The organism is Herbaspirillum sp. FG34, assembly GCF_057809315.1.
Genome location: NZ_JBMDJS010000011.1, coordinates 19898 through 37258 on the forward strand (window position 1 = coordinate 19898; position 17361 = coordinate 37258).

15 protein-coding genes are annotated in these 17361 nt (G+C 63.2%); 6 read left to right on the forward strand and 9 right to left on the reverse strand.

The window, feature by feature from the left end; genetic code table 11:
* The first annotated feature begins 3 nt into the window (after nt 1–3).
* Nucleotides 4–1326: a c-type cytochrome gene (locus tag ACODSZ_RS14690; protein ID WP_175343356.1), complete on the forward strand. Its 1323-nt coding sequence runs from the start codon at nt 4–6 to the stop codon at nt 1324–1326.
* A 203-nt stretch (nt 1327–1529) separates the two neighbouring features.
* Here ACODSZ_RS14690 and ACODSZ_RS14695 read toward each other — a convergent pair whose 3' ends face one another.
* The 7 genes from ACODSZ_RS14695 to ACODSZ_RS14725 form a co-directional block, all read right to left on the reverse strand.
* Nucleotides 1530–2411 carry a carbohydrate ABC transporter permease gene (locus tag ACODSZ_RS14695; protein WP_008330981.1) on the reverse strand — a complete coding sequence of 294 codons (882 nt, stop codon included), beginning with the start codon at nt 2409–2411 and terminating at the stop codon, nt 1530–1532.
* On the reverse strand, nt 2411–3310 hold the full coding sequence (locus ACODSZ_RS14700) for a carbohydrate ABC transporter permease (protein ID WP_008330979.1): 900 nt from the start codon (nt 3308–3310) through the stop codon (nt 2411–2413). Before ACODSZ_RS14700 ends, ACODSZ_RS14695 begins: the two co-directional genes overlap by 1 nt.
* Before the next feature lie 183 nt (nt 3311–3493).
* Nucleotides 3494–4825: an ABC transporter substrate-binding protein gene (locus tag ACODSZ_RS14705; RefSeq protein ID WP_175343357.1), complete on the reverse strand. Its 1332-nt coding sequence runs from the start codon at nt 4823–4825 to the stop codon at nt 3494–3496.
* A 128-nt stretch (nt 4826–4953) separates the two neighbouring features.
* Nucleotides 4954–6039: an ABC transporter ATP-binding protein gene (locus ACODSZ_RS14710; protein ID WP_008330975.1), complete on the reverse strand. Its 1086-nt coding sequence runs from the start codon at nt 6037–6039 to the stop codon at nt 4954–4956.
* A gap of 213 nt (nt 6040–6252) precedes the next feature.
* Nucleotides 6253–7212 (reverse strand): C-terminal binding protein, encoded by a 960-nt coding sequence (locus ACODSZ_RS14715; protein WP_175343358.1) that lies wholly within the window; start codon nt 7210–7212, stop codon nt 6253–6255.
* A gap of 272 nt (nt 7213–7484) precedes the next feature.
* Nucleotides 7485–9224 carry an IlvD/Edd family dehydratase gene (locus ACODSZ_RS14720; protein WP_488927894.1) on the reverse strand — a complete coding sequence of 580 codons (1740 nt, stop codon included), beginning with the start codon at nt 9222–9224 and terminating at the stop codon, nt 7485–7487.
* 140 nt (nt 9225–9364) lie between these two features.
* Complete coding sequence (locus tag ACODSZ_RS14725) at nt 9365–9556, reverse strand: hypothetical protein (RefSeq protein WP_488927895.1); 192 nt, start codon at nt 9554–9556, stop codon at nt 9365–9367.
* 700 nt (nt 9557–10256) lie between these two features.
* Here ACODSZ_RS14725 and ACODSZ_RS14730 point away from each other — a divergent pair.
* From ACODSZ_RS14730 to ACODSZ_RS14750, 5 genes are all read left to right on the forward strand, one after another.
* Complete coding sequence (locus tag ACODSZ_RS14730; protein ID WP_175343360.1) at nt 10257–11240, forward strand: Bug family tripartite tricarboxylate transporter substrate binding protein; 984 nt, start codon at nt 10257–10259, stop codon at nt 11238–11240.
* A 98-nt stretch (nt 11241–11338) separates the two neighbouring features.
* Nucleotides 11339–11872, forward strand: a complete 534-nt coding sequence (locus tag ACODSZ_RS14735; RefSeq protein WP_175343361.1) for a tripartite tricarboxylate transporter TctB family protein — start codon at nt 11339–11341, stop codon at nt 11870–11872.
* Nucleotides 11873–11881: 9 nt separating this feature from the next.
* The gene (locus ACODSZ_RS14740) at nt 11882–13378 is read left to right on the forward strand and encodes a tripartite tricarboxylate transporter permease (RefSeq protein WP_008330964.1); all 1497 of its coding nucleotides are present in this window, start codon (nt 11882–11884) and stop codon (nt 13376–13378) included.
* A gap of 47 nt (nt 13379–13425) precedes the next feature.
* Nucleotides 13426–14487, forward strand: coding sequence for an Ldh family oxidoreductase (locus tag ACODSZ_RS14745; RefSeq protein WP_008330959.1), 1062 nt, complete (start codon nt 13426–13428; stop codon nt 14485–14487).
* 9 nt (nt 14488–14496) lie between these two features.
* Complete coding sequence (locus tag ACODSZ_RS14750) at nt 14497–15261, forward strand: FadR/GntR family transcriptional regulator (protein WP_488927896.1); 765 nt, start codon at nt 14497–14499, stop codon at nt 15259–15261.
* On the opposite strand, the gene ACODSZ_RS14755 is transcribed toward ACODSZ_RS14750, so the two are convergent.
* Nucleotides 15254–15793, reverse strand: a complete 540-nt coding sequence (locus ACODSZ_RS14755) for a C40 family peptidase (RefSeq protein ID WP_175343362.1) — start codon at nt 15791–15793, stop codon at nt 15254–15256. The genes ACODSZ_RS14750 and ACODSZ_RS14755 overlap by 8 nt on opposite strands.
* A 21-nt stretch (nt 15794–15814) precedes the next feature.
* Complete coding sequence (locus tag ACODSZ_RS14760; protein ID WP_175343363.1) at nt 15815–17017, reverse strand: acetylornithine transaminase; 1203 nt, start codon at nt 17015–17017, stop codon at nt 15815–15817.
* Between the last annotated feature and the right edge of the window lie 344 nt (nt 17018–17361).

A 17361-nucleotide genomic window follows, 5' to 3' on the forward strand; every position in this document is an offset into this window, starting at 1 on the left:
ACCATGATCAAGCATTATTTCATCGCCGCCTGCGCGGCAGTCATGTCGCTGTCCGCGTTGTCCGCAGCGGCGCAAAGCAATCCGGCAGCGCCCTCGGCTGATCAGCAGCTGGTGCAGCGCGGCGAGTACCTGGCCAAGGCCGGGGACTGCGTGGCCTGCCACACCGCCAAGGGCGGCAAGCCTTTTGCGGGCGGCTTGCCCATTGCCACGCCCATCGGCACGGTGTATTCCTCCAACATCACGCCGGACAAGGAACACGGTATCGGCAACTACAGCGAAGAGGATTTCGACCAAGCCCTGCGTCACGGCATCCGCAAGGATGGTGCGTCGCTCTATCCGGCCATGCCGTATCCCTCCTACGCCAAGGTCAAGCCGGCTGACGTGAAGGCACTGTATGCCTATTTCATGAAGGGCGTGCAGGCCGATCCCGCACCCAATCGCGGTGTGGACATCACCTGGCCGTTGTCGATGCGCTGGCCGCTGTCGGTGTGGCGCAAGGTCTTTGCACCGGCCGTAGCGGTCGATGGTCCCGAGGACAATAGTCCCCTGGTCCGCGGCCAATACCTGGTCGAGGGCCTGGGACACTGTGGCGCCTGCCATACCCCGCGTGGCGTGGGCATGCAGGAGAAGGCGCTGTCCAATGACAGCAGCCAGTTCCTCTCCGGTGGTGTCGTCGATGGCTACCTGGCCAACAACCTGCGCGGGGATGCCCGTGATGGTCTGGGCAACTGGAGCGAGGCCGATATCGTGGCCTTCCTCAAGACCGGCCGCAACAGCCATTCCGCTGCCTTTGGCGGCATGGCCGACGTGGTCGCCAACAGTACCCAGTACATGACCGAGGAAGATCTCTCGGCCATGGCCAAGTACCTGAAGTCCTTGAAGCCGGTGAAGGACAGTACGGCTGCGCTGGCCTATGACGACAAGACCCACCAGGCCCTGCGCCGCGGCAGCGACCAGAGCCCCGGGGCGATGGCGTTCCTGAACAACTGCGCGGCCTGCCACCGCAGCAGCGGCAAGGGCTATGACGAAACCTTCCCGAGCCTGGCCTTGTCACCCACGGTCAATGCCGAGAACCCGGCTTCGCTGATCCGCATTGTGCTGGAAGGCGCCGAAATGCCCTGGACCCACAAGGCCCCGACGCAATTCGCCATGCCGGCCTTCGGCAGTCGCCTGTCGGATCAGGAAGTGGCCGATGTCGTCACCTTCATCCGCAGCAGCTGGGGCAACCAGGCGTCGTCGGTGAACGCGTCCGATGTGGCCAAGGTGCGCAAGCAACTGCCGGAGAAGAAGACGGTGGAGGCGAATGCAGCAGTGACCACGCGTTAAGCCTTTGAATATGTCGCCAGGCTTTTTGAATAGCTCTTCGAGAGTTTAGTTGAAGGTCAATTACAAAAAAGGAGCCCAAATCTTCATCGATTTGGGCTCTTTTTATTTCGTAATTGAGTCGGCTGCCTACCGGATATGCAATTCAACAGAATGGTAGCTAATACCGTGGGGCGATAGGCTCAACGGTATTAGCATTTTCCAAGTTACTCCTTCACCGCCCCCGTCATGCCCGATACGTAATACTCCACAAAGAACGAATACACCACCGCCACCGGTAGCGAACCCAGCAGCGCACCGGCCATCAGCGCTCCCCAGTGATAGACGTCGCCATCCACCAGCTCGGTGACGATCCCCACCGGTACCGTCTTGACCTCGGAAGAAGAAATGAAGGTCAGCGCATAGATGAATTCATTCCATGACAGCGTGAAGGCAAAGATGCCTGCCGAGATCAGGCCCGGCACCGCCAGGGGCAGGATGATCTTGACCAGGATCTCCCAGCGGGTGGCACCATCGATCAGTGCACACTCTTCCAGCTCATATGGAATCGAGCGGAAGTAACCCATCAGCAGCCAGGTGCAGAACGGGATCAGGAAGGTCGGATAGGTCAGGATCAGCGCCCAGCGCGTGTCGAACAGACCCAGCTTGAACACGATCGCCGCCAGCGGAATGAACAGGATCGATGGCGGGATCAGGTAGGCCAGGAAAATGCCCAGACCGACCTGCTTGGAACCCTGGAAGCGCAGTCGTTCGATCGCATAGGCGGCAAAGACGCTGGCCGCCAGCGAGGCGAAGGTCGACACCACCGAAACGATCACCGTGTTCAACAGCCAGGCCGGATACTGGGTTTCGAACAGCAGCTTCTTGAAGTGCGCCAACGTCGGGGCAACCACCCAGAACGGGTTGCCGGTCTGCGAGAGCAATTCGTTATCCGGCTTGAAGGCGGTGATCACCATCCAGTAGAACGGGAACAGCAGCACGAACAGGAAGATCAGCAGCGGAATGTAGATCGTCACCCACTTGCGCGGCGTCGATTGCAGGAAATCCATGCCCTGGGTTTCCTGCTGGTCGTCTTTTTTCTTGGCCATTATTTGTCACCTCCTTGTTGCCAGCCGCGACGTTGCAGGCCGAAATACGAGAACATGATCGCTGCCAGCAGGAAGGGAATCATGTAGGTTGCCAGCGCCGCGCCTTCGCCCAGGGCACCGCCCGGAATGGCGCGCTGGAACGAGAGCGTGGCCATCAGGTGGGTGGCGTTCAACGGACCACCACGGGTGAGCACATAGATCAGCTGGAAGTCGGTGAAGGTGAACAGCACCGAGAAGGTCATCACCACCGCGATGATCGGCGTCAACAGCGGCAGCGTCACGTGGCGGAACTGCTGCCAGGGCGTGGCACCGTCGATGGCTGCGGCCTCATACAGCGAGGGCGAGATCGTCTGCAGGCCCGCCAGCAGCGAAATGGCCACGAAGGGGATGCCGCGCCAGACGTTGGCGAAGACCGTCGACCAGCGCGCATTCCACGGGTCGCCCAGGAAGTCGATGTAGTGATCGATCAGCCCCATCTTGTGCAAGGCCCAGCTGATCACGGAAAACTGCGCGTCATACAGCCACCAGAAGGCCAGTGCCGACAGCGCGGTTGGCACGATCCAGGGCAGCAGCACGATGGCGCGGAAGAAGGTCTTCAGCGGTACGTTCTTGTTGAGCAGGATGGCCAGCCACAGGCCGAGTGCAAATTTCAGGATGCTGGCGCTGACCGTGTAGAACACGGTATTGAACAGCGACAGCTGCGCCAGCGAATCGCCGGCCAGATAAGTGAAGTTGTCCAGGCCGATGAAGCTGCCTTCGCCGCCGATCTTGGTATCGGTGAAGCCCAGCCAGATGCCCAGGCCCAGCGGGTAGGTCAGGAACACCACCAGCAGGATCACGGCCGGGGCCATGAACAGCATGCCCAGGACGTTACGGTTGTTCAGGAATCGGGATAGCATGATGTGCCTCGATGAAAGGGCCGCAGAACGAGTCTGCGGCCAGTACTGTAGTGATGCGCAGCCACGCCTGGCGATGCGCCAGCGATGCCGCATCGGGCCGGCAGGCCCTGACAACCTGCCCCTTTGCCCGCTGTCCCGAGGGAACCCGGTGCGGCTGCGTCGCTGCCCTTCAGGCCGATGGCATCAAGCCTTGTAGTAGCGCTTGGCGCGTTCGGCCGCGCGGTCGATGGCTTGCTGCACGGTCTTGGCGCCCGAGGCCGCCTCGGCCACCATGTCCACCACCACGTAGTCCGCCATGCAGGCCGCCGAGGCCTGGCCCAGCGGGCCTTCGTGACCATGGTCCAGCATCAGCGAGGCAGAGTCGCGGTAGACCGTGGCCTTGGGGTCGTCGGTCCAGACCGGGTTCTTCTCGTAGGCCTTCAGCGACTGGCTGACGTAGCCGATGGAAGCCTTCATCCACGGGTTGTACTGGTCCGGCTCGAACATGAACTGCACGAAGGCCTTGGCCGCATTGGGATACTTGGTGTGCTTGAACACCATCAGCTGCGTGATCTGCATCAGCTCGGTGGGCTTGCCTGCCGGGCCGATGGGGAAGTGCGCGTGCTGAGTATCCTTGGCGATTTCCTGCATCTTGGGCTCGGGCGAGTTCTTGGCGGCGTAGTACACCGAGATGCCGTTGGCCGTCACGCTGATCTGGCCATCGAGGTAAGCCTTGTTGTTGGAGGGGTCCTGCCATGACAGGGTGCCGGGTACGAAGGTGGCATACAGCTGCTTGGCGTATTCCAGCGCGGCGCGGGTCTCCGGCGAATTGATGGCGACCTTGCCGCTCTTGTCGACCAGCTTGCCGCCGTGCGACCACAGCAGCCAGTGCGCCCAGTTGTTGGCGTCACCGACGGCCTTGCCCAGGGCGAAGCCGACCGGCGTGTCCTTGGCCTTCAAGGCCTGGCACAGCTTGAGGAAGCCGGCCGTGTCCTTGGGCATGGTGTCGAAGCCGGCGGCCTTGATCTGGCTTTCGCGGTAGACCAGGGCATTGCCGATCACGCCCAGCGGCAGGGCGATCCACTTGCCATCCTTGGTGCCGTACTTGCGGCAGACGTCGTACCAGCCGCCATAACGCTTGCCCAGCGAATCAGCCAGATCGGTCATGTCGATGAGCTTGGTCGGATATTGTTGCGGATCGTCGAACCAGCCCAGCACGATGTCCGGACCGCTGCCCACGTTGGCCGCCACGGCCGCTTTCGGGCGCACGTCTTCCCAGCCTTCGCTGTCGGTGCGTACCGGGATGCCGGTCAGCTCGGTAAATTTCTTGACGTTGGCGTTCCACAGGTCTTCATCGCCCTGGACGAAACGTTTCCAGCGCAGGATGCGCAGGGTCGCGCCCTGTTCGATGGGGTACTTGATGCTGTCGGCACCGGCCGCACCGGCGCCTGCGGCAAAGGCATTGGCGCCCATGCCGGATGCGGCTGCGGCGGCAGCACTGGTGACCAGGAATTCGCGTCGTGTCAGCTTGCTCATGTCTCCTACTCCTTCGGTTGAAAGTCGAATTGGACCGCTCTCGAACAACGTTCTTGCGGATGGACTCTTTTTCTTGTGATGCTGCGCTACTGGTGTTGCCTGGGTTACTGCAATGACGGTGCGCCCGATCAGCGCGCCGCCAGCGACTTGCCCGATTCGGTATCGAACAGGTGCGTACGGCTGTGGTCGGGGACCAGGTGAACCACATCGCCGGCGCCGAAATCATGGCGCTCGCGGAAGATCGAAGTGAGGCTGCTCTCGCCGAAGCGCGAGAACACTTCGGTATCGGCACCGGTCGGCTCCACCACGATGACCTTGGTGGCGATACCTGCTCCGGCAGGACCGATGGAGAGGTGCTCGGGACGCACGCCGTAGGTGACCTTCTGGCCGTCATTGCCCTGCAAGGCGCTGCCATAGGGTGCCGGCAGGCGGGTGCCGTCGGCGAATTCGACTTCGGCAGCCGCGCCGTTGCGGCGCAGGGTGGCGGGAATGAAGTTCATCGCCGGCGAGCCGATGAAGCCGGCCACGAACAGGTTGGCCGGATGATCGTACAGATCCAGCGGACGGCCGCGCTGTTCCACCAGGCCATCGCGCATGACCACGATCTGATCGGCCATGGTCATGGCTTCGATCTGGTCGTGGGTGACGTAGATGGAGGTGGTCTTCAAGCGCTGGTGCAGTTCCTTGATCTCGGTGCGCATCTGTACGCGCAGCTTGGCGTCGAGGTTGGAGAGCGGTTCGTCGAAGAGGAACACCTGCGGATCACGCACGATGGCGCGTCCCATCGCCACGCGCTGGCGCTGGCCGCCCGAGAGCTGGCGCGGGTAGCGGTCCAGCAGCTGGTTCAGGCCGAGGATGTCGGCGGCCTTCTTGACGCGTTCTTCCACGAAGGACTTGTCCTTCTTGGCCAGCGTGAGCGAGAAGGCCATGTTGTCGCGCACCGTCATGTGCGGGTAGAGCGCATAGTTCTGGAACACCATGGCGATGTCACGGTCCTTGGGCTGGACGTTGTTGACCACGGTGCCGCCGATGAGGATCTCGCCGCCGGTGATTTCTTCCAGCCCCGCCAGCATGCGCAGCAGAGTGGACTTGCCGCAGCCGGAAGGACCGACCAGGACGGTGAATTCGCCATCGGCGATATCGATGTCGACGCCCCGGATGATCTGGGTGCTGCCGAACTGCTTCTTGACTGCGCGGATCTGTACTGATGCCATCAAATGCTCCTCGTGTCTATCCTCGTATCGACGCTGCGGAACCGGTTCCAGGCGGAGCCGTTCACAGCGCACTTTGTTCAGGCACGTCCTGTGGAGGGACGTACGGAAGATCCTGGTGGTCTTCCTTCTTCTGTCATCTACGGTGATGCAGCGCCGGCTGGCGGCCGGCGCGGTGCTGCGTTGGCGCCCCGTTGCCGGGGTCATTGTTTGGTCTTATTGGTTCTTGCCCTGGACGACCACGTAGGAGGGCCGTCCGTTGCGGTCCCAGTCGATCAGGTTCTGGGCCGCCTTGCGCCGCAGTTCGCGCGCTGCGACATCCGAGAAGAAGGCCGCGTGCGGCGACAATAGCACACGTGGATGCTGGACGATAGCCGAAGCCGTCTCGGGCGGCTCAACCGGCAACACATCCAGCGCCGCGCCCTTGAGCTTGCCATTCTCCAGCGCCGCCAGCAGGTCGTCGATCTTGACCAGGCCACCGCGCGCGGAGTTGACCAGATAGCTCTGCGGTTGCAGCAGGCCCAGCAGCGAGGCATCGATCATGTTGCGCGTCTCGTCGTTCAAGGGCGTATGCAGCGACACCACATGCGCTTGACGGAACAGCTCCTCGCGGCTCACGCGTTCCACGTAGGCGGGGAAATCGCCATCGATGATGTAGGGATCGCAGGCAATGACGCGCTTGAACAGATTGCGCGAGATGTGCGCCATGCGCTTGCCGATGCGGCCCAGGCCGATGATGCCGATGGTCAGGTCGGAGGCGCGCGGGATGATGCCGGCCGTGGTGTAGTGCCATTCACCGGCCTTCACGGCTCGGTCGTAGACGGTAATGTTGCGGATCAGGTCCAGGGCCATGGCCAGCGCATGGGTGGCCACTTCGCCCACGCCATAATCGGGCGAGTTGGCGACCCACACGCCGTGCGCGGCGGCGTCGGCCGTGTTGATGGTGTCGAAGCCGGCGCCATAGCGGCTGGCGATGCGGATTTCAGGCCGGGCTGCAAAGACCTTGGCGTTCACCGGTGCGTATTGCACCAGCAGGCCCTGGCATCCTGCGGAGGCGGCGATCACCTCCTCTTCGGTGCGGCATTGCGCGGTTACGACTTCCACACCGGCTTCCTTGTAGAGCGCAAGCTCCAGGTCGACGTCGGGAAAATCGTAGTCCGTAATCAGTACTTTCATTGCTCGTCTCCGTGATGGTTGTCTTGGTCCACCTGATGCAACTACTTCCTGGAACACGGCCGCCGCTTGTTGTGGCTGTACCGTGATCCCGGGGTACGACGGATGCTGGTATTAAGATGACTTTAATGCTGTTTGAATGACCCTTAACTTTTGCTTAATGCTGCTGGTTGCTGCTTTGATGCTTGTTGCTGCAGGTGGAATTCGGTGCAACCGGTTTGTTTGCAAAATCTGACTGCCCCTGCCGCCGTTCACGGCGGCAAGGGCAGATCCGTTCAGTGATTGTCCTTGGGCACGTAAGGTCCGCTCTTGCCGACCAGGAAATCGAGGTCCGCGCCCTGGTTGGCCTGCTGCACGTGATCCACGTAGAGCTTGACCCAGCCGCGCTGCATCTGCGGCGGCAGCTCGGGCTTGCTCCACTGCGCACGGCGGCGCGCCAGTTCTTCGTCCGACACATCCAGGTGCAGCTTGCGCGCCTCCACATCGAGTTCGATGAAGTCGCCGTTCTGCACCAGCGCCAGCGGACCGCCGGCGGCCGCTTCCGGCGAGACGTGCAGCACCACGGTGCCATAGGCGGTACCGCTCATGCGGGCATCCGAGACGCGCACCATGTCCGTGATGCCCTTGCGCAGAATCTTGGGCGGCAGCGGCATGTTGCCTGCTTCGGCCATGCCGGGGTAACCCTTGGGACCGCAATTCTTGAGCACCAGCACGCAGGTTTCATCGACGTCCAGGTTCTCGTCATCGATGCGCTTGTGCAGGTCGTCGCTGTTCTCGAACACCACGGCACGGCCGCGATGCTTGAGCAGGGCAGGGGTGGCGGCCGATGGCTTGATGACGGCACCGTCCGGGGCCAGGTTGCCCTTGAGGATGGCGATGCCGGCCGCTTCCTTGAAGGGCTGGTCGAAGCTGCGGATGACTTCCGGATTCCAGTTCGGCGCATCCTGGCAGTTCTCCCACAGGGTCTTGCCGTTGGCGGTCAGGGCGGTCTTGTCGATCACGCTTTCGAGCTGGCGGATCACGGCCGGCAGGCCGCCCGCATAGTAGAAATCTTCCATCAGGAATTTGCCCGAGGGCTGCAGGTCCAGCAGGCAGGGCAGTTGCTGGCCGATGTCGTCCCAATCCTTCAGATCGAGCTGGATGCCGATGCGACCGGCAATGGCCAGCAGGTGGATCACTGCATTGGTGGAACCACCGATGGCGGCGTTGACGCGAATGGCGTTCTCGAACGCCTGGCGGGTGAGGATCTTGGAGAGCACCAGGTCTTCTTCCACCATCTGCACGATGCGGCGACCGGCATTGCGGGCCAGCACGTTGCGGCGCGCATCCACGGCGGGAATGGCGGCATTGTGCGGCAGGCCCACGCCCAATGCCTCGACCATGCTGGCCATGGTGGAGGCGGTGCCCATGGTCATGCAGTGACCGTGCGAGCGGTGCATGCAGCTTTCGGCTTCAAAGAATTCTTCCTGCGTCATCTTGCCGGCGCGCACGTCTTCCGACATCTGCCACACGCCCGTGCCGGAACCCAGTTCACGGCCACGGTATTTGCCCGAGAGCATGGGGCCGCCCGATACGCCGATGGTCGGCACATCCACTGAAGCCGCGCCCATCAGCAGGGCCGGCGTGGTCTTGTCGCAGCCCATCAACAGCACCACGCCATCGAGTGGATTGGCGCGGATTGACTCTTCCACATCCATGCTGGCCAGGTTGCGATAGAGCATGGCGGTGGGCCGCAGCAGGGTCTCGCCCAGCGACATCACGGGGAATTCCAGCGGGAAGCCACCGGCTTCCCAGATGCCGATCTTGACCTGTTCGGCCAGGGCGCGGAAGTGCGAATTGCAGGGCGTCAGTTCGGAATAGGTATTGCAGATGCCGATCACCGGACGACCATCGAACTGGTCGTGCGGGATGCCGCGGTTCTTGACCCAGGAGCGATAGATGAATCCATCGCGGTCCTGGCGGCCGAACCAGGCCTGGCTACGGCGGGTGGGTTTTTTCTTGGTGTCGTCGGTCATTGTCGTTTCCCTGGCAAGGTGCGTGCGCAAGCGCGCTGCGTTCCTTGCCCTGCTTCATGCGATCCATGTGCTGCTGGCCGGGTGTGGCCAGCAGTGCCGTTCAATGCTTGCTGCCTGCGCGAACCTGGTTTTTGTAAAACTCAGGCGAGAGCGCGCGCGGCGACGCGATGACTGTCGTCCTGGTCAAAGAAATAGCGGGAAAAATCAATCAGCAGGAAGGCCAGCAGGGACCCGAAAGCAGAGGAGCGATGCAGGGCACGGCGCGCACGCACGCTGGAAGCGGTAGCGGCGCAGCGCGTGTGCGCCCGGCCGGCCGGCGTCCTGCTGTTCACATGCGATGCTGTGCCTGGATAAGCCAATGGGATGTCTCCGTTGCCTGGAGCCGCCGGCAGGTGCCATGGCGGCTGGGTCTGTGCCGTCCGTTCTGCCCTGCGGCCTGCCCCGTCCCCGACGGTGGCATGGCACGTAGAAGCGACGTGACTTGTGTAATTGGCTGCGAGTCTATTGCAGCCGGATTTGTTTGGTCAAGTGGTAATACCAGATCGCGAGAAAGCTTTTTGTCAGCATCGTGCGGCTGGCTTTTTACGTCGCCGCTGCAACATGCAGTAAAACACACTGCCAGCCTGAAAGCCAGAGCCGGCAAGGGTTTGCGACGGGCTATTAATGTTGCATGGCACCAAGGATGAATTTTTTTGATCCATTCGATTCATCCTTGACACTGCCTGGGTGATGTGAAATTCTAGCCTCCGCTGGTCAGACCACATGACCTCTGCGCGACTCATCCCAAAGCGGGGGCGCGGCCAGCAGCATGATGCAGCGTCACCGGCCCGGTCCGGATTACAAGAACAAGCAGCAAGGCATGAGACCTGCGCAACAGAGACAACACAGGAGACCAGCGGGGGGATCCCTTCCGCATGGCCAATCACTCCGGCGCTCCCCGCAGGTCAGAGAAGCGGTAACGAAAGTCCTTTGCCAAAACGTTAGCCGCACCCCATTGCGCGCAATAAGCCGCAGACGACAACGGAGGAGACCATGCAGTTGACCCGCAGAACCTTGTTCAAGACCATCCTGGCCGCCAGCGCGGCCTGCACCGTCCTGGCCGCCCCGGCGGCCTTTGCCGCCTGGCCGGAACGTCCGGTCACGCTGATCGTGCCCTGGGGCGCGGGCGGCGGCACCGACGCCACGGCGCGCATCATCGGCGCGCTGCTCGAAAAGGATCTCGGCCAGCCGGTCAATGTGGTCAACCGCACCGGCGGTAACGGTGCAGTGGGTCACCAGGCCATCGCCAGTGCCACGCCGGATGGCTACACCATCGGTATCGCCACGGTGGAAATCTCGATGATGCACCATCAGGGCCTGACCAAGCTGACGCCGCGCGACTTCACGCCGCTGGCGCTGATGAACTTCGACCCGGCCGCGCTGACCGTGAGCCATGATTCGCCCTACAAGACCTTTGACGAACTGTTCAAGGCCATCAAAGCCAATCCCGGCAAGCTCAAGGCCTCCGGTACCGGCCAGGGCGGCATCTGGCACCTGGGGCTGGCGGGCATGTTGAATGACCTCAAGGTGGCACCCAATGCCGTGCGCTTCGTGCCCTCCAACGGGGCTGCCCCGGCCATGGTGGATCTGGCGGCCGGTGGAGTGGATATCGTCGCGGCCTCGCTGCCGGAGGCGCGTTCGCTCATCGATGCCGGCAAGGCCACACCACTGGTGATCATGTCCAATGAACCGGCGGCGCTCTATCCCAAGGTGCCGACCTTGAAGAGCCTCACGGGCAGCACCTGGACCAATGGCGCCTGGCGCGGCATCGTCGGGCCCAAGGGTCTGCCCGCCGATGTCCAGAGCCGGCTCTCGGCCAGCCTCAAGAAGATCTACGACAGCAAGGAGTACAAGGACTTCATGAGCGGTCGCGGTTTCGGAACGCAGTATGCCGATTCGGCCGAGTTCGGCAAGTTCATGGACAAGAGCGACGAGGACATGGGCGCCATCCTCAAGACCCTGGGCATGGCCAGGTAAGCGGCCAGGGGCGGGTCCGCGGCCTGGCGGCCGGGGTGCCCGTCTGGCGTTGCCCCATCGTGCTCTTTGCTCTCTGCTCTCCGCTTCGGGATCGTTCCATGAAAATCAATGATGCCTTGTCCGGGCTGCTGATCGCCTTCTTTGCGGTCGTGCTCTGGATCGCTTCTGCCCGCCTGCCCGCCATGGGTCAGGACATCGGGCCCAATGTCTTTCCGCAGGCGCTGGCCGGTGGCCTGATGATCTGCGCCGTGTTGCTGGTGCTGCGTGGACTGCGCGGACTGCGGCAGGCGCGCGCCGTGCACAGCGCACACACCTCGCGCATCGCCACCACCGGTGGCGATGCGCAGGATGCACGCTGGTTCACGCCACCCGAGTGGATCCACCGTGGCCGTGCGGTGCTGGCCTTCCTGCTGGTCCCCGCCTCGCTGCTGTTCTACATCGGGGTCTCGGAACCGCTGGGCTTTTTGCCCACCGCCTTCGTGCTGTTGCTGGTGCTGTTCATGACCTTCCGCACCCGCCTGATGGTGGCCTTGCCGGTGGCCCTGGTCAGCGCGCTGCTGATCCACACCATTTTCTACAAACTGCTCAAGGTGCCGCTGCCCTGGGGCATTCTCTCGCCCCTGGCCTGGTAAGGAGACGACATGCTTGCCAACCTCTATGCCGCGCTGGCGATGGTGTTCGATCCCTATGTGCTGGCGGTGATCCTGGGCGCGTCCGTCTTCGGACTGTTCATGGGCGCCGTGCCGGGTCTGTCGGCGACCATGGCCGTCGCGCTGCTGGTGCCGGTGACCTTCTTTATGCCGCCGGTCCCGGCCATCGCCGCCATGGTTTCGGCCACTGCCATGGCGATCTTCTCGGGCGACATTCCGGGTTGTCTGCTGCGCATTCCCGGTACGCCCTCGTCGGCCGCCTACACCGATGAAGCCTATGCCATGACCTTGAAAGGGCAGGGCGAGATTGCGCTGGGCGCCAGCCTGGTGTTCTCGGTCATCGGCGGACTGTTTGGCACCTTCGTACTGATCTTCTCGGCGCCCGCACTGGCGGAGCTGGCCCTGAAATTTTCTTCCTTCGAATATTTCTGGCTGGTACTGCTGGGCCTGACTTGCGCCATCTTCATCGCCTCCGATAATCCGCTCAAGGGTTTCGTGTCGCTCTTCCTCGGCATGTTCATCGCCTCCATCGGCATGGGCAATCCGGCCGGTGCGCCCCGCTTTACCTTCGATCAGCCCGACCTGCTGGGCGGGGTCTCGCTGGTGCCGCTCATGGTGGGCATGTTCGCCATGTCCGAAGTGCTGCGCTTTGCGGTCTCGCGCGACTTCGGCATGAAACTGCCAGAGAGTCGTGTGGGCAACGTCTTCAAGGGCATGTGGGGCCTGCTGTTGAAGTATCCGAAATCGGTGCTGCGCGGCAGCGTCCTGGGCACGCTGGTGGGCGCGCTGCCCGGCGCCGGGGCCGATATCGCGGCCTGGATGTCGTATGCGATGAGCAAGAAGCTCTCCAGGGAGCCGGAGAAATTCGGCACCGGCCATCCGGAAGGCATTGTCGAATCGGGCGCGGCCAACAACTCGGCGCTGGCCGGGGCGTGGATACCGGCGCTGGTGTTCGGCATTCCGGGGGATTCCATCACCGCCATCGTCATCGGTGTGCTCTACATGAAGAACCTCAATCCGGGACCGATGATCTTCGTCGACAATCCGGTCTCCATGTATGCCATCTTCCTGGTCTTCATCCTGGCCAACCTGCTGATGCTGCCGCTGGGCTTCTGGTGCATCAAGATGGCCAAGCGCATCCTGTCCATCCCGCGTGGCATCCTCATGCCGCTGATCCTGCTGTTCTGCATCGTCGGCTCCTACGCCACCAACAACAGTGTCACCGACGTGGGCATCATGCTGGTGTTCGGCCTGCTGGCCTATGTGATGGAAGAGAACGGTTTCCCGGTGGCACCCACGGTACTGGGCGTGGTGCTGGGCGGCATGCTGGAAGAACATTTCGTGACCTCGATGATCAAGGCCGACGGCCAGTTCCTGGCCTTCTTCGAGCGGCCCATCGCCGGCACGCTGGGCGTGATCACGCTGCTGCTGTGGTTGTTGCCACTGCTGCTCAAGCTCCTGCGCAAGAAACCGCTGGCTGCGGCCTGAGGTGAAAAGATTTCAATCGTCGATTCAAGCAAGGAAAGGTGGTTTCCATGGCAGTCCCTGAACGTTTCTCCGCTGACGCTCTGCGTCAGTTCGCCACCACGCTGTTGCAGCGCGCCGGGCTGGACGCCGACAAGGCCGACAGCGTCGCCGCCACCCTGGTCGACGGCGACCTGCTGGGCCATGACACGCACGGACTGGCGCTGCTGGCCCCCTACGTCAAGGAACTGGAAAAAGGCAGCATGGCCAAGAGTGGCCGACCCGAGGTGCTCTCCGAACGCGCCGCCGCACTGGCCTGGGATGGCCGCCGCCTGCCCGGTCCCTGGCTGGTGCATCAGGGCATCGATGCGCTCATGCCCAAGGCGCGCGACTATGGCACCGCTTCGTTGACCATCCACCACAGCCACCATATTGCCTGCCTGGCGGCCTACCTGCTGCGGGCCACGCAGGAGGGCTTCATGATGATTCTGGCCAGTTCCGATCCGGCAGTGCAGAGCGTGGCCCCGTTCGGCGGCACCCAGGCGGTGTTTACGCCCAATCCGATTGCAGCGGGCATCCCTACCTCCGGCACGCCCTTCCTGGTCGATATCTCGGCCTCCATTACCACCAATGGCATGAGCAACCGCCTGCACAAGGCCGGCAAGCAGTTCGAGGAAGAATGGCTCATCGATGGCGCCGGCCATCCCAGCCGCGATCCGGCCGTGCTCTCGGCCACGCCACCCGGCACCATCCTGCCGCTGGGCGGCCTGTCGGCGGGTCACAAGGGCTACGGCCTGGCGGTGCTGATTGAGGCGCTCACCGGTGGCCTGTCCGGCTTTGGCCGGGCCGATCCGGCAGCGGGCTGGGGGGCGACAGTGTTCATGTCGCTCTATGATCCCTCGGCCTTCGGTGGCGAGCAGGACTTCAAGCGTCAGATGGACCATATCGCCCAGGCCTGCCGCAGCAATCCGCCACGTCCCGGTGTGGGCCAGGTACGCATGCCTGGTGACCGCGGCATGCAGCGCCGCGCCGAGCAACTGGCGCAGGGGCTGACCCTGCATCCGACCATTGCGCCGATGCTGCGCGAAGCGGGTGCCGCCTACGACCTGGAGTTTCCCGCCACCTTGGACTGAAGGGTCATCATGCCCATCGAAGCGATCGAACCGCAGCGGCTGTACCGGCAGATCAGCGACCAGTTGCGCAAGCTGATCGTGGAGGGCGAATTCGCCGTGGGTTCGCGCCTGCCGTCCGAGCGCGACCTGGCGCTGCAGCTGGGCGTGAGCCGGCCTTCGCTGCGCGAGGCGCTCATCGCGCTGGAGGTGGAAGGTTACATCGAAGTGCGCATGGGCTCGGGCATCTACGTCTGTGCGCCACCGATGCAGCGCGAGTTGCGACACGACCTGTCCGGCGAGGAAGGGCCGCTGGAACTGATCCGCGCGCGTGAGATGATCGAAGGGGAAGTGGCCTATGCCGCCGTCCTGCATGGCAGCAAGCAGCAGATTGCGGCGGTGGAGGAAGCCTACGCCCTGATGATCTCCCACGCCCAGGCCGGCATCGATCCGCTGGAGGCGGACCGCCTGTTCCATATCCGCCTGGCCGAGGCCACCGGCAACAGCGTCCTGGTCGGCCTGGTGACGCAGCTCTTCGATGCGCGCCTGGGGCCGCTGTTCGAGCGCCTGCACAGCCACTTCGACGGCACCCGCGTGTGGCAGGAAGCCATCGAGGAACACGGTCTGATCATGCAGGCCCTGCGCGAGCGCAATGCCGAGCAGGCGCGTGCTGCCATGCGGCGGCACATGGATATCGCCTTCACGCGCTACAGCGCCAATCTGATCCGCGAGTACGGCAACCGCCAGCAGCAGGAGAACGGGCCGCGCAAGCGGTCCGCCCGCAAGACGCTCAGTTGAAGTAGGTGCGCGCCATTTCGAAGCGACGCGAGAAATACGGGTTGTCCAGGCGCGAGATGTGCACCTTGCCATTGGTCGATGGCGCATGTACGAAGCGGCCATCGCCCAGGTAGATGCCCACGTGCGAGAAGGGACGGTTCTGCGTATTGAAAAACACCAGATCGCCCGCGCGCAGTTGCGAGGGATCGATCTGGCGGCCCTGGCGGGCGATGTCGGCGGCGCTGCCGCTGATGCGGTAATTGGCGGCCTGGCCGAAGATGTAGCTGACCATGCCGCTGCAATCGAGTCCGGCCGAGGGATTCTTGCCGCCGAAGCGGTAGCCGGTATCGATCAGCGAGAGTGCATAGATGGCCACCTCATTGCCATTGTCGGTGGCCGGCAGCGCCGGTGCCTGCGATTGCGGGGCACCGGGCAGCCGGGCGATGGGGGGCGCGGTCGGCGTCGTGCCGCAGGCAGCCAGCACCAGTGCCGCACACACTGCGGCCAGCGCCGACCGGGTCGAGGGCACAGCGGCCCCGTGCGTCAATGCCATCCTTGCGCGCCCCGTCATCGCTTACTTCCCGATCTTGGCCAGGACGTCTTCCAGCATGGAGAACATCTGGTCGATCTCTTCCTTGGTCACGTTCAGGGCCGGCATGAAGCGCAGCAGGTTGGGACGCGGCGAGTTCAGCAGCAGGCCCACCGGTTCCAGGTTGCGTGCGGCTTCGACGATCTGCGGGCCGATGTCGCGACCCAGTTGCAGGGCGCGCAGCAGGCCTTCGCCACGCTCGCCTTCGAAGCCATACTTCTCGGAGATTTCCAGCGAACGCTGGCGCAGGTACTGACCGCGCTCGCGCACCGATTCCATGAAGCCGGGCTTGAGCAATTCCTTGATCACGGCCACGCCCACGGCAGTCATGAGCGGGTTGCCGTTGTAGGTGCCGCCTTGTTCGCCGGCTTCGAAGCAGGCGATTTCTTCACGCGCCAGCAGGGCGGCCAGCGGCACACCGCCACCGATGCCCTTGGCCAGGGTCATGATGTCCGGCTCGATGCCGGAGTGCTGGTAGGCGAACAGCTGGCCGGTACGGCCCATGCCGCTTTGCACTTCATCGACGATGAGCAGCAGGTTCTTTTCTTTGGTCAGGCGGCGCAGACCCTGCATGAATTCCTTGGTCGCCGGGATGACGCCGCCTTCGCCCTGCACTGGCTCCAGCATCACGGCCACGGTGTGGCTGCCGATCAACGCTTCGACGCTGGCCAGGTCGTTCAGGATGGCCTTGGGGAAGCCCGGCACCTGCGGGGCGAACATGGTGTCCCAGCCGTCCTTGCCGCTGGCCGACATGGTGGCCAGGGTACGGCCGTGGAAGCTGTGCTTGAAGGTGATGATCTCGAAGCGCGCCGAGCCGTCGGCGGCCGGGTTCTTCTTGCCCCACTTGCGGGCCAGCTTGATGGCGCCTTCATTGGCTTCGCCGCCGCTGTTGGCGAAGAACACGCGGTCGAACACCGAGTTGGCCGTCAGCAGGTCGGCCAGTTCGATGGAGGGCGCGTTGTAGAAGGCTGGCGAGGGGTTGATCAGCTTCTTGCTCTGGGCGGCCAGGGCATCGGCGATACATTGCGGCGCGTGGCCCAGGGTGTTGACTGCCCAGCCTTGCAGGTAGTCGAGATAGCGCTTGCCATTGTGATCGGTCAGCCACATGCCATGGCCTTCGGTGAAGACCAGCTCGGGGCGGTTGGTGACGTACATCAGTTTGTTGGCGTCGGACTGGCTGTATTGCATCGATAGGCTCCTGCAAGAATAGGGTGGTTGGGAGGGTGGTGCAGACCGTTGCCCCCACGATGACTAGGCGCTGGGCAGCAGGCACACGACAGACCCCAAATGGCGAATAAAAAAAAGCCACAGGGTTTGCCTGTGGCTTCGCGATTCGTTTCACTTCACGCGCGCAGCAGCAGCAAACCTTTCTCAGGTTGGCTGCGGCGTCGTAAAAATGTGGCGTTGGCGATCATGCGGTGCAGTTTATGACCTTTTGCGCAGAGCGTCAAAAAGAAATTTCCCGCCGGACTCGCCCGCGGCTGCTTGCGGCGGGCTACCGTTGCAATTTCATCGCATCTCGCCGGGCCGCG